At 73.9% G+C, this 24,331-nt stretch carries 22 protein-coding genes, 1 pseudogene and 1 riboswitch; of the genes and pseudogenes, 6 read left to right on the top strand and 17 right to left on the bottom strand.

The features are described 5' to 3' along the window. Positions 1-37 precede the first annotated feature (37 nt). Positions 38-1,384 (top strand): MFS transporter, encoded by a 1,347-nt coding sequence (locus tag VM636_RS25435; RefSeq protein WP_030420906.1) that lies wholly within the window; start codon positions 38-40, stop codon positions 1,382-1,384. A 278-nt stretch (positions 1,385-1,662) separates the two neighbouring features. Then, a complete protein-coding gene (locus VM636_RS25430) occupies positions 1,663-2,037 on the top strand; it encodes an RNA polymerase-binding protein RbpA (RefSeq protein ID WP_003977404.1) in 375 nt (124 codons plus the stop codon). Between the two features lie 174 nt (positions 2,038-2,211). Here the strand turns inward: VM636_RS25430 and fxsA are convergent, their stop codons facing one another. From fxsA to VM636_RS25410, 4 genes and pseudogenes are all read right to left on the bottom strand, one after another. Next, on the bottom strand, positions 2,212-2,784 hold the full coding sequence (fxsA, locus tag VM636_RS25425) for an FxsA family membrane protein (protein ID WP_030420905.1): 573 nt from the start codon (positions 2,782-2,784) through the stop codon (positions 2,212-2,214). A 388-nt stretch (positions 2,785-3,172) separates the two neighbouring features. Continuing rightward, positions 3,173-3,958, bottom strand: a pseudogene (locus VM636_RS25420) (polyprenol monophosphomannose synthase); the annotation flags it as partial. A 524-nt stretch (positions 3,959-4,482) separates the two neighbouring features. Beyond that, positions 4,483-6,087, bottom strand: coding sequence for an amidohydrolase (locus VM636_RS25415; RefSeq protein WP_338485839.1), 1,605 nt, complete (start codon positions 6,085-6,087; stop codon positions 4,483-4,485). A gap of 76 nt (positions 6,088-6,163) precedes the next feature. Continuing rightward, positions 6,164-6,604 carry an Lrp/AsnC family transcriptional regulator gene (locus VM636_RS25410; RefSeq protein ID WP_030420902.1) on the bottom strand — a complete coding sequence of 147 codons (441 nt, stop codon included), beginning with the start codon at positions 6,602-6,604 and terminating at the stop codon, positions 6,164-6,166. 277 nt (positions 6,605-6,881) lie between these two features. Between VM636_RS25410 and VM636_RS25405 the strand changes: the two genes are divergently transcribed. Next, entirely contained in the window at positions 6,882-7,316 is a 435-nt protein-coding gene (locus VM636_RS25405) for a hypothetical protein (protein WP_030420901.1), read from the top strand. 474 nt (positions 7,317-7,790) lie between these two features. Here VM636_RS25405 and VM636_RS25400 read toward each other — a convergent pair whose 3' ends face one another. After that, on the bottom strand, positions 7,791-8,963 hold the full coding sequence (locus VM636_RS25400) for an acyl-CoA dehydrogenase family protein (protein ID WP_030420900.1): 1,173 nt from the start codon (positions 8,961-8,963) through the stop codon (positions 7,791-7,793). Between the two features lie 374 nt (positions 8,964-9,337). Here VM636_RS25400 and VM636_RS25395 point away from each other — a divergent pair, with 374 nt between their 5' ends. Next, positions 9,338-10,615, top strand: a complete 1,278-nt coding sequence (locus tag VM636_RS25395) for a glycoside hydrolase family 18 protein (RefSeq protein WP_030420899.1) — start codon at positions 9,338-9,340, stop codon at positions 10,613-10,615. A gap of 56 nt (positions 10,616-10,671) precedes the next feature. Here VM636_RS25395 and VM636_RS25390 read toward each other — a convergent pair whose 3' ends face one another. The 3 genes from VM636_RS25390 to VM636_RS25380 form a co-directional block, all read right to left on the bottom strand. Further along, positions 10,672-11,331 carry a TetR/AcrR family transcriptional regulator gene (locus tag VM636_RS25390; RefSeq protein WP_030420898.1) on the bottom strand — a complete coding sequence of 220 codons (660 nt, stop codon included), beginning with the start codon at positions 11,329-11,331 and terminating at the stop codon, positions 10,672-10,674. Between the two features lie 82 nt (positions 11,332-11,413). Continuing rightward, entirely contained in the window at positions 11,414-11,557 is a 144-nt protein-coding gene (locus VM636_RS25385) for an SCO1431 family membrane protein (protein WP_107091339.1), read from the bottom strand. Positions 11,558-11,708: 151 nt separating this feature from the next. After that, entirely contained in the window at positions 11,709-13,073 is a 1,365-nt protein-coding gene (locus VM636_RS25380) for a peptidase C39 family protein (protein WP_030420897.1), read from the bottom strand. A gap of 266 nt (positions 13,074-13,339) precedes the next feature. Here VM636_RS25380 and VM636_RS25375 point away from each other — a divergent pair, with 266 nt between their 5' ends. Further along, positions 13,340-13,960, top strand: coding sequence for a hypothetical protein (locus tag VM636_RS25375; protein ID WP_107091340.1), 621 nt, complete (start codon positions 13,340-13,342; stop codon positions 13,958-13,960). Between the two features lie 423 nt (positions 13,961-14,383). Beyond that, positions 14,384-16,240, top strand: a complete 1,857-nt coding sequence (locus tag VM636_RS25370; protein ID WP_338485835.1) for an AAA family ATPase — start codon at positions 14,384-14,386, stop codon at positions 16,238-16,240. Positions 16,241-16,270: 30 nt separating this feature from the next. On the opposite strand, the gene VM636_RS25365 is transcribed toward VM636_RS25370, so the two are convergent. The 9 genes from VM636_RS25365 to VM636_RS25325 all read right to left on the bottom strand — a co-directional run bounded on the left by VM636_RS25365 (position 16,271) and on the right by VM636_RS25325 (position 23,782). Beyond that, the gene (locus VM636_RS25365) at positions 16,271-17,365 is read right to left on the bottom strand and encodes a hemolysin family protein (protein WP_030420894.1); all 1,095 of its coding nucleotides are present in this window, start codon (positions 17,363-17,365) and stop codon (positions 16,271-16,273) included. Continuing rightward, on the bottom strand, positions 17,362-18,699 hold the full coding sequence (locus tag VM636_RS25360; protein ID WP_053913418.1) for a hemolysin family protein: 1,338 nt from the start codon (positions 18,697-18,699) through the stop codon (positions 17,362-17,364). The genes VM636_RS25365 and VM636_RS25360 overlap by 4 nt, the downstream gene beginning before the upstream one ends. Positions 18,700-18,986: 287 nt before the next feature. Then, entirely contained in the window at positions 18,987-19,457 is a 471-nt protein-coding gene (locus VM636_RS25355) for a PH domain-containing protein (RefSeq protein ID WP_030420892.1), read from the bottom strand. A gap of 22 nt (positions 19,458-19,479) precedes the next feature. Next, positions 19,480-20,337, bottom strand: coding sequence for an ATP phosphoribosyltransferase (hisG, locus tag VM636_RS25350; RefSeq protein WP_338485832.1), 858 nt, complete (start codon positions 20,335-20,337; stop codon positions 19,480-19,482). A gap of 52 nt (positions 20,338-20,389) precedes the next feature. Beyond that, complete coding sequence (locus VM636_RS25345; RefSeq protein WP_030420890.1) at positions 20,390-20,662, bottom strand: phosphoribosyl-ATP diphosphatase; 273 nt, start codon at positions 20,660-20,662, stop codon at positions 20,390-20,392. Between the two features lie 13 nt (positions 20,663-20,675). Further along, entirely contained in the window at positions 20,676-21,182 is a 507-nt protein-coding gene (ribH, locus tag VM636_RS25340; protein WP_030420889.1) for a 6,7-dimethyl-8-ribityllumazine synthase, read from the bottom strand. 70 nt (positions 21,183-21,252) lie between these two features. Beyond that, positions 21,253-22,542: a bifunctional 3,4-dihydroxy-2-butanone-4-phosphate synthase/GTP cyclohydrolase II gene (locus VM636_RS25335; RefSeq protein WP_030420888.1), complete on the bottom strand. Its 1,290-nt coding sequence runs from the start codon at positions 22,540-22,542 to the stop codon at positions 21,253-21,255. Beyond that, the gene (locus tag VM636_RS25330) at positions 22,539-23,183 is read right to left on the bottom strand and encodes a nicotinamide mononucleotide transporter family protein (protein WP_030420887.1); all 645 of its coding nucleotides are present in this window, start codon (positions 23,181-23,183) and stop codon (positions 22,539-22,541) included. Before VM636_RS25330 ends, VM636_RS25335 begins: the two co-directional genes overlap by 4 nt. After that, positions 23,180-23,782 carry a riboflavin synthase gene (locus VM636_RS25325; RefSeq protein WP_030420886.1) on the bottom strand — a complete coding sequence of 201 codons (603 nt, stop codon included), beginning with the start codon at positions 23,780-23,782 and terminating at the stop codon, positions 23,180-23,182. Before VM636_RS25325 ends, VM636_RS25330 begins: the two co-directional genes overlap by 4 nt. A gap of 146 nt (positions 23,783-23,928) precedes the next feature. Next, positions 23,929-24,059: riboswitch (FMN riboswitch) on the bottom strand. Positions 24,060-24,331 lie beyond the last annotated feature (272 nt).

The raw sequence follows: 24,331 nt of genomic DNA, 5'->3' as shown, positions 1-24,331 counted from the left end.
GGGGCGGGGCGCGCCGACGGGGGAGGCGGGGGCGCGGGTGGGCATCGACACCGTGCGGACGGACGCGGCCGACGGGGCCGAGGGACGGCGACGGGAACAACGGGGCTGGTACTTCTACGACTGGGCCTGCTCGGTCTACTCGACCAGCGTCCTCACCGTCTTCCTCGGGCCCTACCTGACGGCCGTCGCCAAGGCCGCGGCGGACGCCGACGGGTACGTCCACCCCCTGGGCGTCCCGGTGCGCGCCGGATCGTTCTTCGCGTACGCGGTGAGCCTGTCGGTGGTCGTCGCCGTCCTCGCCATGCCGCTGGTGGGCGCGGCGGCCGACCGGACGGGGCGCAAGAAGCCACTGCTGGCCGCCGCCGCGTACACCGGGGCGGCGGCGACCGCCGGGATGTTCTTCCTCGACGGCGACCGCTATCTGCTGGGCGGCCTGCTCCTGGTGGTCGCCAACGCGGCGCAGTCCGTGGCGATGATGCTGTACAACTCCTACCTGCCGCAGATCGCCCGGCCCGAGGAGCGCGACGCGGTCTCCTCGCGCGGCTGGGCCTTCGGCTACGCGGCCGGGTCCCTGGTGCTCGTCGCCAACCTGGTCCTCTACACCGCCCACGACTCCTTCGGCCTGTCCGAGAGCCAGGCGGTCCGGATCTGTCTGGCCTCGGCCGGGCTGTGGTGGGGGGCCTTCGCGCTGATCCCGCTGCGCCGGCTGCGCGACCGCCGGACCCCCGCGCGGGAGGGGGCGCCGCCGGGGCTGCGGCAGTTCGCGGCGACCGTCCGCGACATGCGGCGCCGCCCGCTGACCCTGTACTTCCTGCTCGCCTACCTCGTGTACAACGACGGCATCCAGACGGTGATCTCCCAGGCATCGGTCTACGGCTCCGAGGAACTGGGGCTCGACCAGTCCACGCTCATCGTGGCGGTGCTGCTGGTGCAGGTGCTGGCGGTGGCGGGCGCGCTGGCGATGGGCCGGCTGGCCCTGCGGCACGGCGCGAAGCGGACGATCCTCGGCTCCCTGGTCGCCTGGACGCTCACGCTGGCGGCCGGGTACTTCCTGCCGGCCGGCGCGCCGACGTGGTTCTTCGTCCTGGCGGCCGGGATCGGGCTGGTCCTGGGCGGCAGCCAGGCGCTGTCCCGCTCGCTCTTCTCCCACCTGGTCCCGCCGGGCAAGGAGGCCGAGTACTTCGCCGCCTACGAGCTGAGCGACCGGGGCATGAGCTGGCTGGGGCCGCTGCTCTTCGGCCTCACCTACCAGCTCACCGGGAGCTACCGGGACGCGATCCTCTCCCTGGTGGCGTTCTTCGTACTGGGCTTCGCGCTGCTCGCGCGGGTGCCGGTGCGCCGGGCGATCGCCGACGCGGGCAATCCCGTACCGGAAAGGATTTAGCACTCGGCGCGAAAGGGCGGTAGTGTACGCGTTTGGCCTGCCAGGCGTACCGTTACTGCGCGTCAAAGGTGCCGAAACGCTATGTCACATCTCCCAACAGAGGTGACAAACCGGACGCCGGCGGGTACTGCACTGGTTGACAAGGCTGCGGCTGCGACGGCGACGCAGGGCCCGGATCGGGAGCCGGAACGGGAATCTTTACCGCCGCCCGGACGTTGACCGGATGACGACGACAGCGACACCTGTCCTGTGGGCGACAAGCCCGGGAGGCACGATTCATGAGTGAGCGAGCTCTGCGCGGCACGCGTCTCGTGGTGACCAGCTACGAGACGGACCGCGGCATCGACCTGGCCCCGCGCCAGGCCGTGGAGTACGCATGCGAGAAGGGGCACCGCTTCGAGATGCCCTTCTCGGTCGAGGCGGAGATCCCGCCGGAGTGGGAGTGCAAGGTCTGCGGGGCCCAGGCACTCCTGGTGGACGGCGACGGCCCTGAGGAGAAGAAGGCCAAGCCCGCGCGTACGCACTGGGACATGCTGATGGAGCGGCGTACCCGCGAGGAACTGGAAGAGGTCCTCGAGGAGCGGCTGGCCGTTCTGCGTTCCGGCGCGATGAACATCGCGGTTCATCCCCGGGACAGCCGCAAGTCCGCCTGACGGGCAGGCGAGTTTCGGCACCACGCGAGCGAACCGCGGGCGCGGTACGTGACCCACGTACGGCACCCGCGGTTTCGTCATGCCCGGACACGGACCGCGCCCCGGCCCGGGCAGGCGGCGCCCGGACGGGTGCGGCCCCGGGCGCCCTGACGGGGACCCGGGCCCGGCGGTGGGTCAGCGGTCGAGGGGCGGGCGGGGCCCCCGGGACGTGTCGTCCGGCTCGTCCCGGACGACCTCGCCCTGGACGACCTTGCCGTCGGGGCGGTGCATACGGGCCTGGCGGAAGGCGTCGCCGAAGGTGCCGGGCCCGGCCTCGCGGAGCCTGCGCTCGACGCTGTGCTGGGCGCGGCGGCTCACCGCCTTCTGGACCGGGGGCAGCAGGAGCAGCAGGCCCAGCGCGTCCGAGATCAGTCCGGGCAGGATCAGCAGCAGCCCGCCCAGCATCATGAGCCCGTTGCCCTCGCTGTCGGGGCGGGCCCCGGGCGCCGTCCCGGCCTGCTGCTGTTGCAGCGTCCGCGTCAGACTGGCGAAGGCCCGGCGGCCGGCCCGCTTGATGACCACGGAGCCGAGGAACAGCCCGGCGACCAGCAGCAGGAAGACCACCAGCCCGCTGGAGGCGCCGGCGACCACGGTCAGCAGCCAGATCTCCAGCACGAGCCACGCGGCGATGCCCAACGGCAGGAAGGTGCGCAGCCGGGAGCGCCGGGGCCGGGCGGGGGGCCTGGGGGTCTGAGCGCCAGTCGTCATGTCTCCAGTGTGCCCGGACCCGGCTCAGTGCGGGATAAGGGGGTGATCAGGACGTGTCCCCGTCGGAGGTCCGCGCCGGCTTCCCGTCCGCCGCACCGGTTCCGTCACCCGGCGCGGCGTCGGAACCGGGCGCGGGGCCGGCGACGGCCCCGGGCGCCGGATCGGCGGACGTGCCCCCCGCCCCCTCCGGGGCGGGCGCCTTCCGGGCGGCGCTCTCCCCGCCGGGGGGCTCCGCTGCGCCGGTCTCCCCGCCGGGGGGCTCCGCCGGGCCGGGGGCAACGCCCTCGGTCACCCTCGCCCCCGCCTCCCCGGCCACCGCCACGTCGGCCACCGGCCGCTCCGCGGCGGGCAGGGACTCGGGCCGGCCGGCATGCTCGGGCCCGGCGGCGCGGTCGCGGCCGAGCACCTTGCCGACCCGCTCCCCCACGCCCCACGTCGTGACCCGCCACAGCGCCTCGACGAGGATGTCGCGGCTCATCTTGGAGTCGCCCAGCTCGCGCTCGACGAAGGTGATCGGCACCTCGACGACGTGGTACCCGGCGCGGATCGCCCGGCGGGCCAGGTCGACCTGGAAGCAGTAGCCCTGGGAGGCGACCTCGTCGAGGCCCAGCCCCTCCAGGGTCTCCCGGCGGAAGGCCCGGTAGCCGCCCGTGACGTCGCGCAGCGGCAGGTCGAGGGCGATGCGCGAGTACATGCTGCCGCCGCGGGAGATGATCTCGCGGGAGCGGGGCCAGTTCACCACCCGGCCGCCGGGCACCCAGCGGGAGCCGAGCACCAGGTCGGCCCCCTTGAGCGCGGTGAGCAGACGGGGCAGTTCCTCGGGCTGGTGGGAGCCGTCGGCGTCCATCTCGACCAGGACCCCGTAGCCGCGCTCCAGGCCCCAGGTGAAGCCCGCGAGGTAGGCGGCGCCCAGGCCCTCCTTGCCCTTGCGGTGCAGGACGTGGACCCGGTCGTCGGCGGCGGCCAGTTCGTCGGCGAGCTTGCCGGTGCCGTCGGGGCTGTTGTCGTCGGCCACGAGGACGTGCGCGTCGGGGACCGCCTCGCGCACGCGCTCGACGATCGCCTTGATGTTCTCCGCCTCGTTGTAGGTCGGGATGATCACCAAGGTCGTGCCCAGGGGGCCGAACCGCCGCTCTCCGCCCGCTGCCGCGGACGTCCCGTCGCCGTCGCTCACTGCTGCCCCTTCGTGTCCGTACGCAGGGGACCACCATAATGGCCGCGGCCTGCGCGGACGTGCCAGGACGTGCGGTTGGTCGCGTGATGTCCCGGAACCGGGGGCACGGGGAGCGCTTCCTGCCGTTTCGCGGCGGATGGGGGCCCGTCGCCCTTCGGGCCGGCCTGGGACCCGCTGGCTGCGGATCGACCGAGAGCCGTTGTCTACTGAGCGGACGGGCCCCACCCGGGTCACACCTCCCGACCGGGCGGAACGTTCCCTCGCGGCGGTGCTGGCGCTGCGCCTGGCTCCCAGTGGCGGTGCGCCGGTGCGGCGCTCCGTCCCTGACCCGGCGGCACCGCCGCGCGTACGCGGAGAGTTCCCCGGTCGGACGTCCGGTGGTGGACTGGGCCGAACCTACCCGTCACCTGCCGCCGCCTGTCAACAGGCGTTCTACCTGCGGCTTTCCCATCAAAGCGCAGGTCAGCGCGGTGGCGTTCCGGTCCGGCCCGGACCGAAGATCATCGCCCCGTCGGCCGTGGAGATCACTCCGCCGGGCGTACGTGGACCGTCCGGCCGCCCACCACGGTGCGCAGACAGACGGGCAGTTGGCCCCCCGGGGTGAGGTCGGGGAGGCCGGGCGTGCCGGAGCGCGGGTCGGTGGACCAGCGGGCGACCCGGTCGTCGGGCGCCTGCACCACCAGCTCGCCGGTGCGCCACACCGCGTAGTCGGCGGGGGCTCCCGGGACCAGGACGCCGGCGTCGTCGCGGCCGACCGCGCGCCAGCCGCCGCGGGTGTGGGCGGTGAACGCGGCCCGCACGGAGACCCGGTGCTCCGGCGTGCGGTGGAAGGCGGCGGCCCGGACGGTGCCCCAGGGGTCGAGGGGCGTGACCGGGCTGTCCGAGCCGAGGGCGAGCGGCACGCCGGCCCGCAGCAGGGCGGCGAACGGGTTGAGGGTGCGGGCCCGTTCGGCACCGAGGCGCTGGGCGTACATGCCGTCGTCCCCGCCCCACAGGGCGTCGAAGGCGGGCTGGACGGAGGCGGTGAGGCCGAGTTCGGCGAAGGCGGCGACGGTCTCGCCGGTGAGCATCTCGGCGTGTTCGACGCGGTGGCGGGCGGCGCGCACCCGGGCGAGGCCGACCCGCTCGGCGGCGGCGCGCACGCCCTCGACGACGGTGGTGACGGCGGCGTCGCCGATGGCGTGGAAGCCCGCCTGGAGGCCCGCCTCGGTGCACTCGGCCACGTGGGCCGCGACCGCGTCGGCGTCCAGGTAGGCGGTGCCGGTGTGGCCGGCGTCGGCGTAGGGCGCGTGCAGGCGGGCGGTGTGCGAGCCGAGCGCGCCGTCGACGAAGAGGTCCCCGGCGGCGCCGTGGGCGCCCAGCTCCCGGGCCTTGGCGACGTCCCGTTCGGCCCAGTAGCCGACCACGCGGGGGCCGTCGCCCTCGGCGGCGAGCCGCAGCAGGCCGGTGAGGTCGTCCTCGGAGGAGATGTCGGGCCCTGCGCATTCGTGAACGGTGCCGATGCCGAGGGAGGCGGCGTGGGCGAGGGCGGCGCGCTGGGCCTCGGCGCGCTGGGCGGGGGTGACGGCGCCGAGGGCGGCAGCCCGAACGGCGTGGTGGTCGGCGGCGGTCAGCGGGGCGTCGGCGCGGCTCACCCCGGCCGGGACGAGGTCGAGGAGCGCGGTGGTGACGACCGCCGAGTGGACGTCGATGCGGCTGAGGTAGAGGGGCCGGCCGCCGGTGGCCGCGTCGAGTTCGGCGCGGGTGGGCGGGAGTCCGCCGGGCCAGCGGGAGGCGTCCCAGCCGTGGCCGAGCAGGACCCGGTCGCCGGGCCGGGCGGCGGCGAACTCCCGTACGAGGGTGAGCGCTTCCTCGCGGGAGGCGGCGGCGGAGAGGTCGAGGCCGGTGAGCGCGAGGCCGGTCGAGGTGGTGTGCACGTGTGCGTCGGTGAACGCCGGGGTGACGAGCGCGCCGTCCAGGTCGACCACCTCGTCCACGCCGTCCGCGTAGGCGTCGGCGGCGCCCTCGGAGCCGACCCAGGCGATCCGGCCGCGTTCGACGACCATCGCGGTGGCGAAGGGGTCGGCGGGACTGTGCACCTCGCCGCGGCGGAGCAGCACGGTGGTGGACGGGGCGGTGGACTCACTCATGCCCCCAGTCTCGCCCCTCGCCGCCGCCGTCCGGCACGCAGGGCGGCGCCGCGCCGGGGCCGGGCGCGGCCGGGGGTCAGATACGGGGCGGGCGGGCCTCGTAGGGCGTGGAGAGCACGACCGTGGTGCGGGTGGAGACCCCGGCCAGGGAACGCACCCGGGCGAGGAGTTCCTCCAGTTCGTGGGGGGTGGCGACGCGGACCTTCAGGATGTAGTTCTCGTCGCCGGCCACGCTGTGGCACGCCTCGATCTCCGGGACGCCGGCCAGCCGGTCGGCGATGTCGTCGGGCGCGCTGGGGTCGAAGGGTTTCACGGAGATGAAGGCGGTCATCGGCAGGCCGACGGCCCCGGGGTCGACGACCGCGGCGTATCCGCGGATGACACCGCGCTGCTCCAGCCGCCGCACCCGCTGGTGCACGGCCGAGGTGGACAGGCCCGTGGCCTTGCCCAGGTCGGTGTAGCTCATCCGCCCGTCCTTGACGAGCAGCTGCACGATCTGTCGGTCCAGCTCCTCCATGGCGGAGAACCTACAGTGCGGCTGACCACCCGGGACACCGATCGGCGCGGGTCGCGGCCGGATCGCGGTCCGGCGGGGTCCCGGGGCGGGCCGCGCGGGGCCCGGACGGGGGACAAACGCACCGCACCGGGCACCCGGACGCCGCGTGTGACCAACGCCACACGTTTGCGGCGGCTCCCGTGATGTTCCCGTGATTACCGCCGAGGGTGGACGGGAAGTGCTTGGTGTGGTCGAGGCCGCAGTGCCTTCACGGCCCCAGCCCGAGGGGGAGAATCCCATGCAGAGTCTTCAGCGCCCTGGTCGCACCACGCCCAAGCGGCTCCAGCCCGTCGAGTCCGTGCCGGAGGGCGTCGAACCGGACGCCTACGACGACGAGGAACTCGACGCCTACGACACCTTCGAGATGTACCGGGTGATCTGCCCGGACTGCGCGCAGCCCATCGCGCTGCTGGCGGACGAGGAGACGCTTCCGGAGCACGCGCTGTGCGCCTCCCCGTGGAACCCGTTCGGCCTCACGGTGTGCACCGGCACCGGGCGCGAGGCCGCCGACGCGCGGCCCGCCGACGCGTCCTTCCAGCCCCACGAGCAGGACACCGCCCTGCTGTTGACGCTCCCTCGGGGGCTCGACTGGCGGACCCAGCCCTTCTCCCACGTCGGGGGTCCGGGCTCGCGTCCGATGCGGGTGCCGGTGATGCGGGCCCAGGCCGCCTGAGAGCGGTCCGCTCCGTACCGTTCCGCCGCGCCGGACCGCGCCCGCGCGGTCCGCGAGCGTGACGCGGGCGGACGCACGGCCCCCGGGCCGGCCGCCGCCCGCCACCTTCCCGACCGGTCGTCAGCCTCCTTGCGGGGCAGTGGCGTCGGCCCCTCACGCAGACGTACGTCCGGACCGCCGGCACCGCGCCGGGCGGTCCGCGAACTCACGCCCGATTCCCGGGACGGGTGACCTGTCGCCCGTCACCGCGTTGTCCGGGTATGACCCTCAGGCCCTCCTACGCGGCCCCCGGGCACCGGCACCACCTGTTCGTCCCGGTGCCCGCCGGAGCGCGTCCCCCGGCGCCGCCCCCGCAGGATCCGCCGATCTACCGCGAGCTGATGCGGGTCTGGGCCGAGCACGGCCGCACCCTTCCGGGGCGCCACGACCCGGAGTGGACCCGGCTCGCTGCGCCCCCGTACGGGCTCGGCGACTTCAGCGTCCCTCGGGTCCCGCGACGTGACGGGCGATGACCATCCGCTGGATCTGGTTGGTGCCCTCGACGATCTGCAGGACCTTGGCCTCGCGCAGGTAGCGCTCGGCGGGGAAGTCGGCGGTGTAGCCGTAGCCGCCGAGGATCTGCACGGCGTCGACGGTGACCCGCATCGCGGTGTCGGTGCAGTGCAGCTTGGCCATCGCGGCCTGCTTGGCGAAGGGCAGCCCCGCGTCCCTGAGCCGCGCCGCGGCCAGGTAGAGGGCGCGGCCCGCCTCGATCTGGGTGGCCATGTCGGCCAGCATGAAGCGCAGCCCCTGGAAGTCGGAGACGGGCTTGCCGAACTGGCGCCGTCCGGCCGCGTAGCCGACCGCCTCGTCCAGCGCGGCCTGGGCCACGCCGATCGCGCAGGCGGCGATGCCGAGCCGCCCGGACTCCAGTGCCGAGAGGGCGATGGCGAAGCCCTGGCCCTCGTCGCCGAGCCGCCGGGCGTCCGGGACCCGCACGCCGTCGAGGTGGACCTGCGCGGTGGGCGAGCCCTTCATCCCCATCTTCTTCTCGGGCGCGGCGGCGCTCAGCCCCTCGGCGTCGCCGGGCACCAGGAAGGCGGTGATCCCCCGCGGGCCCTCCACCCCCGTGCGTGCCATCACCGTGTAGAAGTCGGCGATGCCGCCGTGGGTGATCCACGCCTTGGTGCCGGTGAGCACCCAGTCGTCGCCGTCGCGCACCGCCCTGGTGCGCAGCGAGGCGGCGTCGGAGCCGGAGGCCGGCTCGGAGAGGCAGTAGGCGCCGAGCAGGCCGCCGCCGAGCATGGCGGGCAGGTGCTCGGCCCGTTGCTCCTTGGTGCCGTGGGCGGCGAGGGCGTAGGAGGCGAGGGTGTGGACGCTGACGCCGAGGCCGACGGTGAGCCGGGCCGCGGCCAGCTCTTCGAGGACCTGGAGGTAGACCTCGTAGGGCTGGTCGCCGCCGCCGTGCTCGGCGGCGTAGGGCAGGCCGAGCAGGCCGGATTCGGAGAGCAGGGAGAAGACCTCGCGCGGGAAGCGGCCGGCTTCCTCCTCCTCGGCGGCACGCGGGGCGATCTCCCGGCGCGCGATGTCGCGGACGAGGGCGATCAGCTCCCGGGCCTCCTCCGTGGGCAGTTGCCGGTCCACCGGCTGCGGGGCGCGGTCGGTCATGGCGACGCTCTCCTCCCTGTCGGGCACATCGGCGGACGGGTCCTTGGGTGGGGGCGGTTCCGCCGGGTCGTTCGGGCTGGGCCGATGCTCGCACCCCCGGGTCTCGGAAGCGGCTGACCAGCGGCTGTGCGCAGTGAGTATGCCCGATCGGACGCATGCAGTCACCAGTTAACGAGCGCTTACTTCACGAAAGTGGCCGGGGTGCGGTTCCGGACGCCGACGGGCCGGACTGGTCCGCACCATTGACCCAACTGGTCTAGTCCTCCTACGGTGGCGCACCGACCGGGGTTTCCGTGTTCATGCCACCGAAGTCATGGCCGCGGGGCCCCGACCGTCGACGCGCGTTCCCTCTTCCCCCCACGAGGAGACACCCGATGCACGTCCCGTACCTGTCCCGCGCCCTTCACCGCCTCCGGCGCCGTCCGGGCGGGGGGCGCTCCGCGCGGACGCTCCTGTCCGCCCTGTGCACCGCCGCACTCGGCGCCGGCCTGCTCGCCGGCGCCGGTACCGCAACGGCCGCCCCACCGGCCGGGCCCGACCGGGAGGCGGCCGGCTCCAAGGTGGTCGGCTACTTCACCGAATGGGGCGTCTACGACCGCGGCTACCACGTCAAGGACATCGAGACCTCCGGGTCGGCCGGGAAGCTGACCCACATCAACTACGCCTTCGGCAACGTCACCGGCGGCAAGTGCGCCATGGGCGACTCGTACGCGGCCACCGAGCGCGCCTACACCGCGCAGGAGTCCGTGGACGGCACCGCCGACACCTGGGACCAGCCGCTGCGCGGCAACTTCAACCAGCTCCGCCGGCTCAAGGAGAAGCATCCCGGCCTGAAGGTGCTGTGGTCCTTCGGCGGCTGGACCTGGTCCGGCGGCTTCGCCGAGGCCGCGAAGGACCCGGCCGGCTTCGCCCGGTCCTGCTACGACCTCGTCGAGAACTCCGCCTGGGCGGACGTCTTCGACGGCATCGACATCGACTGGGAGTACCCGAACGCCTGTGGGCTGACCTGCGACACCAGCGGGCGCGAGGCGTTCACGAGCGTGATGTCGGCGATGCGGGCCACGTTCGGCTCCGACAACCTGGTGACGGCGGCGATCCCGGCCGACGCCGGCGCCGGCGGCAAGATCGACGCGGCCGACTACGCGGGCGCCGCCCAGTACGTCGACTGGTACAACCCGATGACGTACGACTTCTTCGGCGCCTGGGACGCGGCCGGGCCGACCGCCCCGCACTCGCCGCTGACCTCCTACGAGGGCATCCCGCAGGCCGACTTCCACACCACCGCCACGGTCGACAAGCTCAAGGGCCTCGGCATCCCGGCCGACAAGCTGCTGCTCGGCCTCGGCTTCTACGGGCGCGGCTGGACCGGTGTGACGCAGGCGGAGCCCGGTGGCTCCGCGACCGGGCCGGCCAAGGGCACCTACGAGGACGGCATCGAGGACTACAAGATCCTCAAGGAGCGCTGCCCCGCGACCGGCACCGTGGCCGGCACCGCCTACGCCAAGTGCGGTGACGAATGGTGGAGTTACGACACCCCGGAGACCATCGCGTCGAAGATGACCTACAAGGAGGAAGAGGGCCTCGGCGGCACCTTCCTGTGGGAGCTGAGCGGGGACACCGCGGACGGTGAACTGATGCGCGCCCTCCGCTGACCACCCGGTCCGCCCCCGGCGGGGTGGAGGTCCGCCACGGCGGCCTCCGCCCCGCCTCACGCGTCCCGGCGGGCCGGGGCGGGGGCGGGGCAGGCCGGGTCCATCTCCTCGACGGCCCGCAGGGCGCCGCCGAGGGTCCTCACCAGCAGGTCGCGCATGGTGTCGCGGGAGAGTTCGGGGCGGCCGATCCAGTGCAGGGTGGCGCCCTCGACGCTGCACACCCAGGCGAGCAGTCCCATGCGGGCCAGCGGGCCGATGTCGGTCCGCCCGTAGGCGCCCTCGGCGATGGTGGCGACGATCGCCTCGCGCACCCCGTCGCGGATCGCGTGCACCTCGGTGTCGAAGCCGACGCCCCCGCTGACGATCGTGCGGTAGGCGGCCTGGTTCTGCTCCGCGTAGCGCAGGTAGCCGTCGATCGTGCGGTCCACGCGGTCGCGCTGCGGCAGTTCGGTGCCGCTCGCCGCGTTGGTGACCAGGTCCGCGACGGAGTCCCGGACGATCGCCAGGTAGTAGCCCCGCTTGGACTGGAAGTAGTAGTAGATCAGCCCTTTGGCGACATGGGCCTGGCGGGCGATGTCGTCCATCGAGAGCGCGTCGTAGGACGTGTGGGCGAACAGCCTCCGCCCGATGGCGATGAGTTCGGCACGGCGGGCCAGTGAGCGCTCGGTGCCGCGCGCCCGGGGACGGGCGCCGGCCCCCTGTTGACTGATATTCAAATTCGACCCTGGTCTCCTACGGGCGACAGGACATCCGCAGTATGGCAGGTCGCAACGTGGGGCAGGTCACACCAGGATCACGTCACAGCAGGCCCAACTGGACCACGAGCATCGCGGTCACCACGACGAGCGTCCATCCCAGGACGTGCTCGACGATCCCGGGACCGTCGTCGTCCCGGGGGCCTCCGGTACGGAGGCGGGCGGCGCCGGCGGTGTGTGCGGTCATGGCTTCTCGCTGTTCTCGGACGTGGACGGAATCCCCCGGGTGGCCCCGTCCACCTTGCCACCGCGTGCGGCTTTCGCGGCGGAGAGTTTGCTCACAGCCGCGACGGCCCCCGGCGAGACGCCGGGGGCCGTCGGTCCGGGGGCGGCGCGGGTCAGCGCACGCCCACCGCGTCGAGCGCCTCGCGCTGGCGGGGGGTGGGGCGCGCCGGGAAGTAGAGGTAGCAGACGCCGCCCGTGCCGGACACCACCTTGCCGTCGGCGTTGTACCGCTTGGTCCGCAGCCAGATGTTCTCGAACTCCCGCCTGCGGTAGACGCGGCGCACCGCCTCGTTGGACGGCGAGGCGGGGTCGTTGGCGATCACGTCGCCGTCCTCGGTGAAGCCGATCACGGTCATCAGGTGGCCGGCGGTGCCGTACCCCGCCCCGGTCAGTTCCTCGGCCCGGAAGGACTGGGAGGTGATGGCCGGGATGCCGGCCGCGATCAGCCGCTCCAGGTCGGTGAGGGAGCCGAGGCGGGTGACGACGGACTGGATGCCGTCGAAGGTGGCCGCGTACGCCGCGTTGAAGGGCCAGTTGCCGCACCCCTCGTACTGGTGGTCGTAGGTGTGCCGGGCCGCGTGGCAGACCTGCGGGTCGGCGTAGGAGGGGTCCACCCAGGCCAGTTGCCCGGCGGTGAGCCGGCCGCCCCAGTACTCGACGATCATCTGCGAGGAGGTCGGGCTGCACCACGCCTCGCCGCCGTTGTCGTACTCCGGGTACTGGCCCTGGTGGATCTCCTGCGAGTAGCGCGGCACGGGCAGTTCGCCGGCCGCGCCGGGCGTGGAGGCCGGCACGGTGAAGCGGTCGGGGACGTCGGAGCCCATCACGCCCAGCCGCCGGACGGTGGGGGTGGCGTTCGTGCCGGGCCTGCGGTGCAGGGTGATCCGGAGCCGGTGCGCGACCAGGCGCTCACCGCCAAAGGCGTCGTCGACGGCGAGCGTGTCGGTCCACACGGTGCTGCGGCCGTCGCCCTGCCCGTCGACCGAGGTGCGCCGGATGTCGGCGTCGCCGGAGGCCCAGCGGCCCATCACGTACCAGGGGGTGCGGGTGCCGTCGGTGTACGTGCCCTGCGCCTCGACCTGGAGCCAGGTGCCGTCCGGGGTGTGCGCGTTCCAGGAGGCGATCAGCTCGGTCGCGGGCACGGCGAGGCGGTGGACGGGCGAGGTCCAGGTCGCGTACTCCCAGCGCGCCGACGTGCCGGTGTGCGGGTCGGTGTACGTGGTGGTGCCGGCGGGGGTGCCGATCCGTACGCCGGGCCGGGGGCCGGCGACCGTGCTCGTGCCGCGGGCGGTCCCGCCGCGCCAGTCCCCGACCGTGGTCCAGGAACGGTGGTCGACGGGGCGGGCCGGGGCGCGGCCGCGGCCTCCGCCCGCGCCCGGCGCGGCCTCGGCGGCGGCCGGGAGGGCGGCGCCGGTCGCGGCGGCGGCCACGGCGACGGCCAGGACGGTGCGGCGGGAGGGCTGTCGGGCTCTGCTCATGGGCGGAACTCCCCCAGGTGTCCGGTGCGGTTCGGTGTGTGGTTCGGCGCTTCGGTGTTCGGGTCGGTGTTCGGGTCGTGGGCGAAATGCGGTGCGCCCACTATGGCGGCCCCCGCCCGCCACGGCCAGCACGCGCCCGCCCGCCACGCCACTGCGCCCCCCGATGCCGGACCTCGGCGGCCGGGTCGGGCGGGCGCCGCGCCCCCGGGCCGGGCGCCGTAGAGTTTTGGAGGTAAGACCGCACCTTCGTACGACCAGGACCCGTCATCCACGCTCTCGCCACCCGGCTGCGCCGGCTTCCCCCCTCCTGCGGACCCGTCCGGCTGATCGGCGTCGACGGACACGCCGGCAGCGGCAAGTCCACCTTCGCCGGGCGGCTCGCCGCCGCGCTGGACGGCTCGCCCGTGCTCCGGCTGGACGACGTGGCCAGCCACGACGCCCTCTTCGACTGGACCGGCCGCCTGGCGGAGCAGGTGCTCGAACCGCTCCGGCACGGCCGGACCGCGCACTACCGCCCCTACGACTGGCGGGCCCGGCGCTTCGGGCCGCCCCGGCCGCTGCCGCCCGCCCCGGTGGTCCTCGTCGAGGGCGTCGGCGCGGGCCGCCGCGCCCTGCGCCCCCGGCTGGCCGCGCTGTTGTGGATGGAACTGCCGCGCGAGGAGGCGTGGGCGCGCGGGCGGGCGCGCGACGGCGCGGAGCAGCGGACGTTCTGGGACGGGTGGATCCCCGCGGAGCGCCGGCACTTCGCCGAGGACCCCTCGCGCCCCTTCGCGCACGGTCTGGTGCGGCAGGGCGAGCGGGGTTACGAGGTGCTTCCGGGGCCGGCCGCGACCGGCGCTCCGGCCTTCTCCCTCACGCAGGGTGACGGGCCGTCCGCAGTGTGTTGAACTTGTGAAGATCCCCCTCTGGCAACTTGCCCGAGTGCCTCAACTCCGCTTGACCCGGGGGTCGTACAGGTCTTACGTTCTCCATGAGCGGCCCCAGGGAGCCGCCCGAAGACACGAAGCCCCCGGTTGTTCCCCCGTGACCGGGGGCTTCGTTCTGCCCGCGGCCACCTCGGCGACTGCTCCGCGGCGCCGGGGGGTCACCCTCGGTGACGGCGGTGCGCGCGCCCCGCGCGCCCCCGCCGCGCGAAACATGCCTCCCCGGCGCCTTCGGCGGGCGGGCCCGCCGCGGGTACCATGCCCTCGGTGCGCCGTCGGCGACCGTCGCGCGCGCAACGGCGGTGCCTGGCACCGAGGTTGGACCGAGACGCCGGCCGGCGGCGGTCCGGTGACGAACCGACGGGGGCACGCTTGGTGGGGGACGGCATGGACTTCGGCACGCAGGGGCCCCAGGCCCCCGCCGACCTCGCCTGGCTGCGCGGGGTGGACGCCTACACCATGGGCGCCTACCCGCAGGCCGAGGAGGAGTTCCGCACCGCGGTGCGCATCGACCCCGGCATGGCCGACGGCTGGCTGGGCCTGCACGCGCTGCGCGTCGACACCACCACCGCGCTGCTGCGGATGTTCCGGCACCGGAACCGCTTCGGCGAGCAGCGCGCCCGGCACCGACGCACCCTCAATTCCTGGTACTGGCTGGGCTGGTGGGTGCAGCCGGTACTGGAGAGCCCGCGGGACCTGCTGCTCGCGCACGCCTCCCACTGGCTGGACGGCCGCCACGTCCCCGAGCTGGACCGGGCGCTGGCCGGGCTGCCGCCCGTGGACGCCGACCCCCAGGTCCGCTTCCTGCACGCCTGCCGCGCCTACCTGGTCAAGGACTGGGAACAGCTCGTCCGGCACACCGACCCGCTCCTCGACGACCGGTTCCTCGGCATCGAGGCGGGCCTGTTCAGCGGCATGGCACGGGTGCGGCTGGAGATGTTCGGGCAGGCCGAGCCGCTGCTGGCGGCGGCGCTGATGCGGTGCCGCAGCGAGCAGCCGCAGCGCAAGGAGCTGCGGTACTGGCTGGCGCGGGCGCACGAGGGCACCGGCCGCAGCGCCGCCGCCCTGCCGCTGTACCGGGCGGTGTACCGGGTCGACCCGGCCTTCATGGACACCTCGGCACGGCTCGCCGCCATCGCCGAGGGCGACGGTTTCGAGGACCCGGCCGACCTCGGGTTCGTGCCCGGCGGGCCGGGGGCGGACGGGTACGACGGTTTCGACGGGCTCGACCCGCTGTTCGGCGAGGGCCGCGACCTGAAGCTGTCGGACCCGGAGCCGCCCTTCACCGCCCCGCTGCCCCCGCCCGGTCCGCCGGTGCGGGAGAAGAGTGACACCCCCGACCCCTCGCCGCCCACCGGACCGACCGATCCGGCCCTCCTCGAGGAAGCCCTCGCCGAGCTGGAGCGCATGGTCGGGCTGGAGCCGGTGAAACGGCAGGTCAAGGCGCTCTCGGCTCAGTTGAACATGGCGCGGCTGCGGGCCGGTCAGGGGCTGCCGGTCCAGCCGCCCAAGCGGCACTTCGTCTTCTCCGGCCCCTCCGGCACCGGCAAGACCACGGTCGCCCGCATCCTGGGCCGCGTCTTCTACGCCCTCGGTCTGCTCGGCGGCGACCACCTGGTGGAGGCGCAGCGGGCCGATCTGGTCGGCGAGTACCTGGGGCAGACCGCGGTCAAGGCCAACGAGCTGATCGACTCGGCGCTCGGCGGCGTCCTCTTCGTCGACGAGGCGTACGCGCTCTCCAACTCCGGCTACGGCAAGGGCGACGCGTACGGCGACGAGGCGTTGCAGGTGCTGCTGAAGCGGGCGGAGGACAACCGGGACCACCTGGTGGTCATCCTGGCCGGCTATCCGGAGGGCATGGACCGCCTGCTGACCGCCAACCCGGGGCTCTCCTCGCGGTTCACCACCCGGGTGGACTTCCCGTCGTACCGGCCGGTGGAGCTGACCGCGATCGGCGAGGTGCTCGCCGCCGAGAACGGCGACGCCTGGGACGAGGAGGCGCTGGAGGAGCTGCGCTCGATCTCCGGGCACGTGGTCGACCAGGGGTGGATCGACGAGCTGGGCAACGGGCGGTTCCTGCGCACGTTGTACGAGAAGAGCTGCGCCTACCGGGACCTGCGGCTGTCGGTCTGCCCCGGCACGCTGACCCGGGACGACCTGGCGACGCTGCGGCTGCCGGACCTGATGCAGGCGTACGGGGAGGTCCTGTCGGGGCGGGGGCCGCAGGAGTCGCCGGGTCCGTGACCCGGCGGCCGTCCCGCGGCCCCGCCCCCGTCAGCCGGCGAGCACCTCCTCCGAGGCGCCGCTGCCGCGCGGTTCGCGCACGGTGACGCGGGTGATGCCGGGCGCCTGCCGGTGGGCCGGGTCGCGGACCTCGCCGACCAGCAGTTCGAGCAGGTCCTCCAGCGCGACCAGCCCGAGCACCGTGCCGGAGGCGTCGGCGACCTGCGCCAGGTGGGTGGCGGCCCGGCGCATCACGGTGAGCGCGTCGTCGACGGGCAGTTCGGGCCGCAGCGTCGTCATCGGGCGCCACAGGTGCCGCGGGACGGGCCGGTCGGAGTCCTCCAGGTCGAGGACGTCCTTGACGTGCAGGTAGCCCGTGAAGGCGCCCCGGCCCTCGGCGACCGGGAAACGGGAGTAGCCGGTGCGGGCGGTCAGCGCGACGATCTCCCCCGGCGTGGCCGAGGGGCTGACCGTGACCAGCGACTCGCGGGGCAGCAGCACGTCGGTGACCGGGTGGGTGCCCAGTTCCAGGGCGTCGCCCAGGCGTTCCCGCTCCTCGGCGTCGAGGAGTCCGGCCTGTCCGGCGTCCTCCACCAGCCGGTTGAGCTGCTCGCTGGTGAAGACGGTCTCCACCTCGTCGCGGGGTTCGACCCGGAAGAGCCGCAGCACGCCCCGGGCGCAGGCGTCGAGGGCGGCGGTGACGGGCCGGCACAGGCGGGCGAAGGCGACCAGTCCGGGGCCGAGCCAGAGGGCGGCCTTGCCGGGGGCGGCCATCGCCAGGTTCTTCGGCACCATCTCGCCGATGACCAGGTGGCAGAAGACCACGGCGGCCAGGGCGATCGCGTATCCGAGGGGGTGGACGAGGCCCTGCGGCAGCCGCATCCCCGCGAAGACCGGCTCCAGCAGCCGGGCGACGGTGGGCTCGGCGACGGCACCGAGGGTCAGCGAGCAGACGGTGATGCCGAACTGGGCGGCGGCCATCATCTGCGGCAGCCGTTCCAGCCCGTGGAGCACCTGGCGGGCGCGGGCGGTGCCGAGGGGTTCGATCTGGCTGCGGCGGACCGAGACGAGGGCGAACTCGGCGCCGACGAAGAAGCCGTTGGCGAGGACCAGCAGGGCGGCGAAGAGGAGTTGCAGCGCGCTCACCGGGCGGCCTCCGGCACCGGGACGGGCGCGGTGCGCACCAGGCGTATGCGCTCGGCGCGGTAGTGGCCTACGCGGCGGACGCAGAAGCGCCAGCCGGGCAGCTCCACCCGGTCGCCGACGGCGGGGATGCGGCCGAGCAGGTCGGCGACGAGGCCGGCCACCGTCTCGTAGGGCCCCTCGGGCACGTCGAGGCCGATGCGTGCGAGGGTGTCGACGCGGCAGCTCCCGTCGACGTCCCAGGCCGGGCTGCCGTCCTCCGCCGGGGCGGCGGCGAGGTCGGGTGCCTCGCCGAGGGCGTCGTCGTGCTCGTCGCGGACCTCTCCGACGACCTCCTCGACGATGTCCTCCAGGGTGACGACGCCCGCGGTGCCACCGTATTCGTCGACGACGACCGCGATGGGCTGCTCGGTGCGGAGCCGGGCCAGCAGCGGCCGGACCGGCAGGGTCTGCGGGACCAGCAGGGCCGGGCGGGCGATGCGGCCGGCCGGGGTGCGCAGCCGTTCGCGGACGGGGACGGCGAGGGCGTCCTTGAGGTGGACCATGCCGGCGATCTCGTCGATCTTCTCCCGGTAGACGGGGAAGCGGGACAGGCCGGTGGCGCGGGTCAGGTTGACCACGTCCTCGGCGGTGGCCGAGGTGTGCAGGGCGCTGACCCGCACGCGCGGGGTCATGACGTGCTGGGCGGTCAGCTCGCCGAGGGACAGGGTCCGTACGAAGAGGTCGGCGGTGTCCTGTTCCAGGGCTCCGGCGCGGGCCGAGTGCCGGGCCAGGGAGACCAGTTCGCCGGGGGTGCGGGCGGAGGCCAGCTCCTCGGCGGGCTCGACGCCGAAGAGGCGGACGAGGCGGTTGGCGACGGTGTTGAGGCCGGAGATCACCGGGCGGAAGAGACCGGCGAAGGCGTGCTGCGGGCCGGCGACGAAACGGGCGACCTGGAGCGGCCGGGAGACCGCCCAGTTCTTCGGCACCAGCTCGCCGACGACCATCTGCACGGCGGAGGCCAGCAGCATGCCGACGACCACGGAGACACCGGGGACGGCGCCGGCGGGGACGCCGAGGGCGGCGAAGGGGCCGTCCAGCAGCCGGGCGAGCGCCGGTTCGGCGAGCATGCCGACGACGAGGGAGGTGAGGGTGATGCCGAGCTGGGTGCCGGAGAGCTGGAAGGACAGCTCGCGCAGGGAGGCGACGACCCGGCGGGCACGCCGGTCGCCCGCGGCGGCGGCCCGTTCGGCGTCCGCCCGTTCGACGGTCACCAGCCCGAACTCGGCCGCCACGAAGAAGCCGTTGGCGAGGATGAGCAGGGACGCGGCTGCCAGGAGCAGCAGGGGGGTGGTCATGATGCCGCCGCCTCCGCCGGGACCCGCACCGCGAGGGCACGGTCCGCAGGGTGTGGGCAGGGGGCGGCGCAGGTACTACAGGACGGTCCGTCCATCGCCGGAGGGAGTCACTCCTCGGGTAGCAGGAACCCCCGCGCACCGGGCGGAACGACAGGGGCGGAACCGCGACGACCGCGGCTTCCGTTCCCAGATTAATCACGACCGGGCCGCCCGCGGCAGAGCGGACGGCCCCGAACCGCCCCCCGGACCACCCCCGGGCACGCCGGGGCGGGACCGGGGGCGCCCGGTCAGGCGTGCGGGGTGTCCGGCGTGGCGGTGGAGTGGGCCTCGGCGAGGTCGCGCAGGGCGCGGGCGTCGGCGATGGCCCTCCGGCGGGCGATGCCGGGCTGGATGCCGAGCACGGGCAGGCTGGTGCCGTCGCTGAGGTCGAGGAAGACCCAGGGGTCGCCGGGGCGGAGGTTGACCCGGAGGATCTCCGCCCATTCGAGGCGCCGCTTGGCCGTGAGGTTGACGACGGTGACGCCGCTCTCGTCGGCGACGACCTTGGGCCGGGCCAGCAGGAGCAGGACGCCGGACAGGAGCAGGGCGGTCAGCGCGAAGCTGAGCCGCTCGCCCGGTCCGAGTCCCTTGAGCAGCAGCCCGATCGCGGTGATGGTCACGAAGGTGACGGCGGCCACGACGATCAGGACGGCGCGGGTGCTGCCGGGCCGGAAGGTGACGGGCAGGACGGGGGTGGTGTCCTGCGGGGTGTCCGACATGGTGGGGCTCCGGGGGTGGCGCTCAGAGGCGGCAGGCGTGGATGGCCGTGGTGAGGATGGCCCGCGCGCCGATGGCGTACAGGTCGTCCATGATCCGCTGGGCGTTCTTGGAGGGCACCATGGCGCGGACGGCGACCCAGCCCTCGTTGTGCAGCGGGGAGACGGTCGGGGACTCCAGGCCGGGGGTGAGCGCGACCGCCTTCTCCAACTGCTCGACCCGGCAGTCGTAGTCCATCATCACGTAGGTGCGGGCGACCAGGACGCCCTGGAGGCGGCGCAGGAACTGCTGCACCTTCGGTTCGGCGTCCTCGTCCGCGGTGCCGCCGGTGCGGCGGACCACGACCGCCTCGGACGTCATGATCGGCTCGCCGATGATCTCCAGGCCGGCGTTGCGCAGCGAGGTGCCGGTCTCGACGACGTCGGCGATGACCTCGGCGACGCCCAGTTCGATGGCGGTCTCGACGGCGCCGTCGAGGTGGACGACGGAGGCGTCGATGCCGTGGTCGGCGAAGTGCTTGGCGACGATGCCCTCGTAGGAGGTGGCGACCGTCATGCCCGCGAGGTCCTCGATGCCTCGGGCGGTGCCCGGCTTGGTGGCGTAGTGGAAGGTGGAGCGGGCGAAGCCGAGCGGGAGGATCTCCTCGGCCCGCGCCCCGGAGTCGACCAGCAGGTCCCGTCCGGTGATGCCGATGTCGAGGCGGCCGGAGGAGACGTAGATGGCGATGTCGCGGGGGCGGAGGTAGAAGAACTCGACCTCGTTGGTGGGGTCGACGATCTGCAGTTCCTTGGACTCGCGCCGCTGCTGGTAGCCGGCCTCATGCAGCATCTCCGCCGCAGGTCCTGAGAGGGAACCCTTGTTGGGGACGGCGATGCGCAGCATGAGGTCGGCTTCCTTCGCGTGAGGGGGTGTACGGGTCCGGCGGGAGGTGCGGTCAGAGGTGGGCGTAGACGTCGTCCAGGGAGATGCCGCGGGCGACCATCATCACCTGGACGTGGTAGAGGAGCTGCGAGATCTCCTCCGCCGCCGCCTCCTTGCCCTCGTACTCGGCGGCCATCCAGACCTCGGCGGCCTCCTCGACGACCTTCTTGCCGATGGCGTGGACCCCCTTGTCCACCAGCTCGGCGGTGCGGGAGGTGGCGGGGTCCCCGTGGGCGGCCTTGTGCTGGAGCTCGGCGAACAGCTCCTCGAACGTCTTCTTGGACATGGTGGCGCCCACTTTACGCGGTGTGCCGGCCGGTCTGCCGCCACGGTTCGGATACCGAACGCAGGGTGGCCGCCGTGGCCACGGCGGCGGTCACCGCCTCGTGCCCCTTGTCCTCGCTGGAGCCGTCCAGTCCGGCGCGGTCCAGGGCCTGTTCCTCGGTGTCACAGGTGAGCACGCCGAAGCCGATGGGGACGCCGGTGTCGACGGAGACCTGGGTGAGGCCCTGGGTGACGCCCTGGCACACGTAGTCGAAGTGCGGGGTGCCGCCGCGGATGACGACGCCGAGGGCGACGACGGCGTCGTAGCCGCGGCCGGCGAGGACCTTGGCGACGACGGGCAGTTCGAAACTGCCGGGGACCCGCAGCAGGGTCGGCTCGTCGATGCCCAGCTCGTGCAGGGCGCGCAGGGCGCCGTCCACGAGTCCGTCCATCACGGTGACGTGCCACTGGGCGGCGACGACGGCGACCCGCAGGTCCCCCACGTCGCGTACGGACAGTTCGGGTGCGCCCTTGCCGCTCACGTTCTCGTGTCTCCTCGGTGCTGTGCCGCTCGGCGGTCGGTCGGTCGGTGGTGGGCCGGTGGGTGGCCGGTCACTGGTCGGTGCAGGTGGCCGCGGGGACCGTGTCCAGCCAGGGCAGGTCGTGGCCCATCCGGTCCCGCTTGGTGCGCAGGTAGCGCAGGTTGTGCTCGCCGGCCTGCACGGGCATCGGCACGCGCTCGGTGACGTCGATGCCGTGGCGGGTGAGGGCGGCGGCCTTGTCCGGGTTGTTGGTCAGCAGGCGGACGGTGCCCACGCCGAGGTCACGCAGGATCCGCGCGCCGGCCCCGTAGTCGCGGGCGTCGGCGGGCAGGCCGAGTTCGAGGTTGGCGTCGAGGGTGTCCCGGCCGCGCTCCTGGAGTTCGTAGGCGCGCAGTTTGGACATCAGGCCGATGCCGCGGCCCTCGTGTCCGCGCAGGTAGACCACGACGCCGCGCCCCTCGGACCGGATGCGGTCGAGGGAGGCGTCGAGCTGGGGCCCGCAGTCGCAGCGCTGGGAGCCGAAGACGTCGCCGGTCAGGCATTCGGAGTGGAGCCGGACCAGGACGTCGCGGCCGTCGCCGAGGTCGCCGTGGACGAGGGCGACGTGCTCGACGCCGTCGACGGTGGAGCGGTAGCCGTACGCCGTGAACGCGCCGTGCCGGGTGGGCAGGCTGACCTCCGCCTCGCGGCGCACGGTGGGGTCGGCGGCGCGGCGGTAGGCGATCAGGTCCTCGATGGAGATGATCGTCAGGCCGTGCTTGCGGGCGAAGGGGACGAGTTCGGGCAGCCGCAGCATGCGGCCGTCCTCCCCGGCGATCTCGACGATGGCCCCGGCCGGGCGCAGTCCCGCGAGGCGGGCGAGGTCGACGGCGGCCTCGGTGTGGCCGTCGCGGGCGAGGACGCCGCCGGGGCGGGCGCGCAGCGGGAAGACGTGCCCGGGGCGGACCAGGTCGTCCGGGCGGGCGGTGCCGCCGGCCAGGAGCCGCAGGGTGGCGGCGCGGTCGCCGGCGGAGATGCCGGTGGTCACGCCGTGGGCGGCGGAGGCGTCGACCGAGACGGTGAACGCGGTCCGCATGGACTCGGTGTTGTCCTCGACCATCTGCGGCAGCCGGAGCCGGTCCAGTTCCTCGCCCTCCATGGGGGCGCAGATCAGGCCGCGGCACTCGCTCATCATGAAGGCGACGATCTCCTCGGTCGCCTTCTCGGCGGCGATGACGAGGTCGCCCTCGTTCTCGCGGTCCTCGTCGTCGACGACGACCACCGGGCGGCCGGCGGCGATGTCGGCGACGGCCTGCTCGATCGGGTCGAGCCGCAGGTCGTCGAAGCCGTCGGGGCCGTCGAGCGCGGGGATGGCGTTCATGCGGGCACTCCTTCCGGGACGGGCCGCGCGACCTCGCGGGAGCGCAGCCACCAGTCGCGCATGCCCCACAGGACGAGTGCGCCGTACAGGATGTAGACGAAGCCGGAGAACGCGAAGCCGTTGGCGAAGTTCAGCGGCACGCCGACCAGGTCGACCAGCAGCCAGGCGAACCAGAACTCGACCATGCCGCGGGCCTGGGCGTACATGGCGACGATGGTGCCGACGAAGATGTACGCGTCCGGCCAGGGGTCCCAGGACAGGGCCGGGACCGCGGTGAACAGGCCGCCGACGGCGAGGGTGCCGAGGGCGGCGCCGGCAAGCAGCGCGCCGCGCTCGCGCCAGGTGGCGAAGCGGACGGCGATGGAGCCGTCCTGCGCCTGGCGGCGGCCCCGGGTCCAGGCCCGCCAGCCGAAGGCGGCGACGACCATGACGACGATCTGCTTGCCCGCGCTGCCGGAGAGGTGCGCGGTGGCGAAGGCCGTGAAGAGGATGACGCCGGAGAGGAACTGGGCGGGCCAGGTCCACACCGAGCGCCGCCAGCCGAGGGCGAGGGCGGCCAGACCGATCACGTTGCCGATCATGTCCGACCACTTGATGTGCTGGTCGAACAGCGTGAACGCCTCGGAGTTGAGCCAGTTCACCGCGGGTCCCCCTGTCCGGCGAGGAGCCGCTCGACGTACTTGGCGATGATGTCGACCTCGAGGTTGACCGGGTCGCCGGGCTGCTTCAGGCCGAGCGTGGTCAGGGCGAGGGTGGTGGGGATGAGGCTCACGGTGAAGAAGTCGGGGCCGGCCTCGACGACGGTGAGGCTGATGCCGTCGACGGTGATGGAGCCCTTCTCGACGACGTAGCGCGCGAGGCCGGCGGGCAGGGAGATCTTCACGATCTCCCAGTGTTCGGACGGCTCGCGCTCCAGGATCTCGCCGGTGCCGTCGACGTGGCCCTGCACGATGTGGCCGCCGAGGCGGGCGCCGACGGCGGTGGGGCGTTCGAGGTTGACCCGGGAGCCGACGGCGAGGGCGCCGAGGCTGGAGCGGTTCAGGGTCTCGGCCATCACGTCGGCGGTGAACTCGTCGCCCTCGTGGTCGACGACGGTCAGGCACACGCCGTTGACGGCGATGGAGTCGCCGTGGGCGGCGCCCTGGGTGACGACGGGGCCGCGCAGGCGGAAGCGACAGGCGTCGTCGAGGGTCTCGACGGCGGTGATCTCGCCCAGCTCTTCGACGATTCCGGTGAACACTTCCCGGGTCCTCCTGCCTCTTCGGGCACGGACTCCGGGGCTGTCGGGAACGACAGAGAGAACGAACAGAACACCCGGGCGACACCGGACGGGACCCGTCTGCGACGGACGTCCCGGACTCGGCGGCGCGCACGAGGGCCCGCTCGCCGCGCACTGCCTCCCATCCGGACTTTAACCGTCGGTCCAGGAGTTTCACCTGGTCAACCGATCGCTGGAGGCGACCGGGTCGCGGACTGTAACCGCCGGTTCGGACTTTCACCGACCCCGGAGTGCGCTGCTTCTGGTACAGGCTCAGTGTGCCACGACCACGGCTCACCCATGCGGGTGATGCGTGTGGAGTGCCTCACAGCACCCCGACTTGGTCCATACCTATTGACGCAATGGTCTAGTCCTCTTTAGGTTCAGCGGCACGGAACCCCCACGACGTCCGGAGGCCCGGCCTGCCTCCGCGGCCGCCCCGCCTCCGGGAGGCGACCGGCCCGGCGGCGGTGACGACGGCCCTTGCCCGCCGCCGGGCCTCCCAAGGACGACGCCGCCCGGGGCGCGCGC

The sequence above is a fragment of the Streptomyces sp. SCSIO 75703 genome, assembly GCF_036607905.1.
GTDB lineage: Bacteria > Actinomycetota > Actinomycetes > Streptomycetales > Streptomycetaceae > Streptomyces.
The sequence above is the reverse complement of the archived record's forward strand: the minus strand, read 5'-3'. Positions and strand labels throughout refer to the sequence as shown.

What these genes read in the sequence shown, in the direction of transcription:
- VM636_RS25430 (WP_003977404.1), top strand. Translation starts at nt 1,663, where the DNA reads ATGAGTGAGCGAGCTCTGCGCGGCACGCGTCTCGTGGTGACCAGCTAC.
- fxsA (WP_030420905.1), bottom strand. Translation starts at nt 2,784, where the DNA reads ATGACGACTGGCGCTCAGACCCCCAGGCCCCCCGCCCGGCCCCGGCGC.
- VM636_RS25415 (WP_338485839.1), bottom strand. Translation starts at nt 6,087, where the DNA reads ATGAGTGAGTCCACCGCCCCGTCCACCACCGTGCTGCTCCGCCGCGGC.
- VM636_RS25410 (WP_030420902.1), bottom strand. Translation starts at nt 6,604, where the DNA reads ATGGAGGAGCTGGACCGACAGATCGTGCAGCTGCTCGTCAAGGACGGG.
- VM636_RS25405 (WP_030420901.1), top strand. Translation starts at nt 6,882, where the DNA reads ATGCAGAGTCTTCAGCGCCCTGGTCGCACCACGCCCAAGCGGCTCCAG.
- VM636_RS25400 (WP_030420900.1), bottom strand. Translation starts at nt 8,963, where the DNA reads ATGACCGACCGCGCCCCGCAGCCGGTGGACCGGCAACTGCCCACGGAG.
- VM636_RS25395 (WP_030420899.1), top strand. Translation starts at nt 9,338, where the DNA reads ATGCACGTCCCGTACCTGTCCCGCGCCCTTCACCGCCTCCGGCGCCGT.
- VM636_RS25385 (WP_107091339.1), bottom strand. Translation starts at nt 11,557, where the DNA reads ATGACCGCACACACCGCCGGCGCCGCCCGCCTCCGTACCGGAGGCCCC.
- VM636_RS25380 (WP_030420897.1), bottom strand. Translation starts at nt 13,073, where the DNA reads ATGAGCAGAGCCCGACAGCCCTCCCGCCGCACCGTCCTGGCCGTCGCC.
- VM636_RS25370 (WP_338485835.1), top strand. Translation starts at nt 14,384, where the DNA reads ATGGACTTCGGCACGCAGGGGCCCCAGGCCCCCGCCGACCTCGCCTGG.
- VM636_RS25360 (WP_053913418.1), bottom strand. Translation starts at nt 18,699, where the DNA reads ATGACCACCCCCCTGCTGCTCCTGGCAGCCGCGTCCCTGCTCATCCTC.
- VM636_RS25355 (WP_030420892.1), bottom strand. Translation starts at nt 19,457, where the DNA reads ATGTCGGACACCCCGCAGGACACCACCCCCGTCCTGCCCGTCACCTTC.
- hisG (WP_338485832.1), bottom strand. Translation starts at nt 20,337, where the DNA reads ATGCTGCGCATCGCCGTCCCCAACAAGGGTTCCCTCTCAGGACCTGCG.
- VM636_RS25345 (WP_030420890.1), bottom strand. Translation starts at nt 20,662, where the DNA reads ATGTCCAAGAAGACGTTCGAGGAGCTGTTCGCCGAGCTCCAGCACAAG.
- VM636_RS25335 (WP_030420888.1), bottom strand. Translation starts at nt 22,542, where the DNA reads ATGAACGCCATCCCCGCGCTCGACGGCCCCGACGGCTTCGACGACCTG.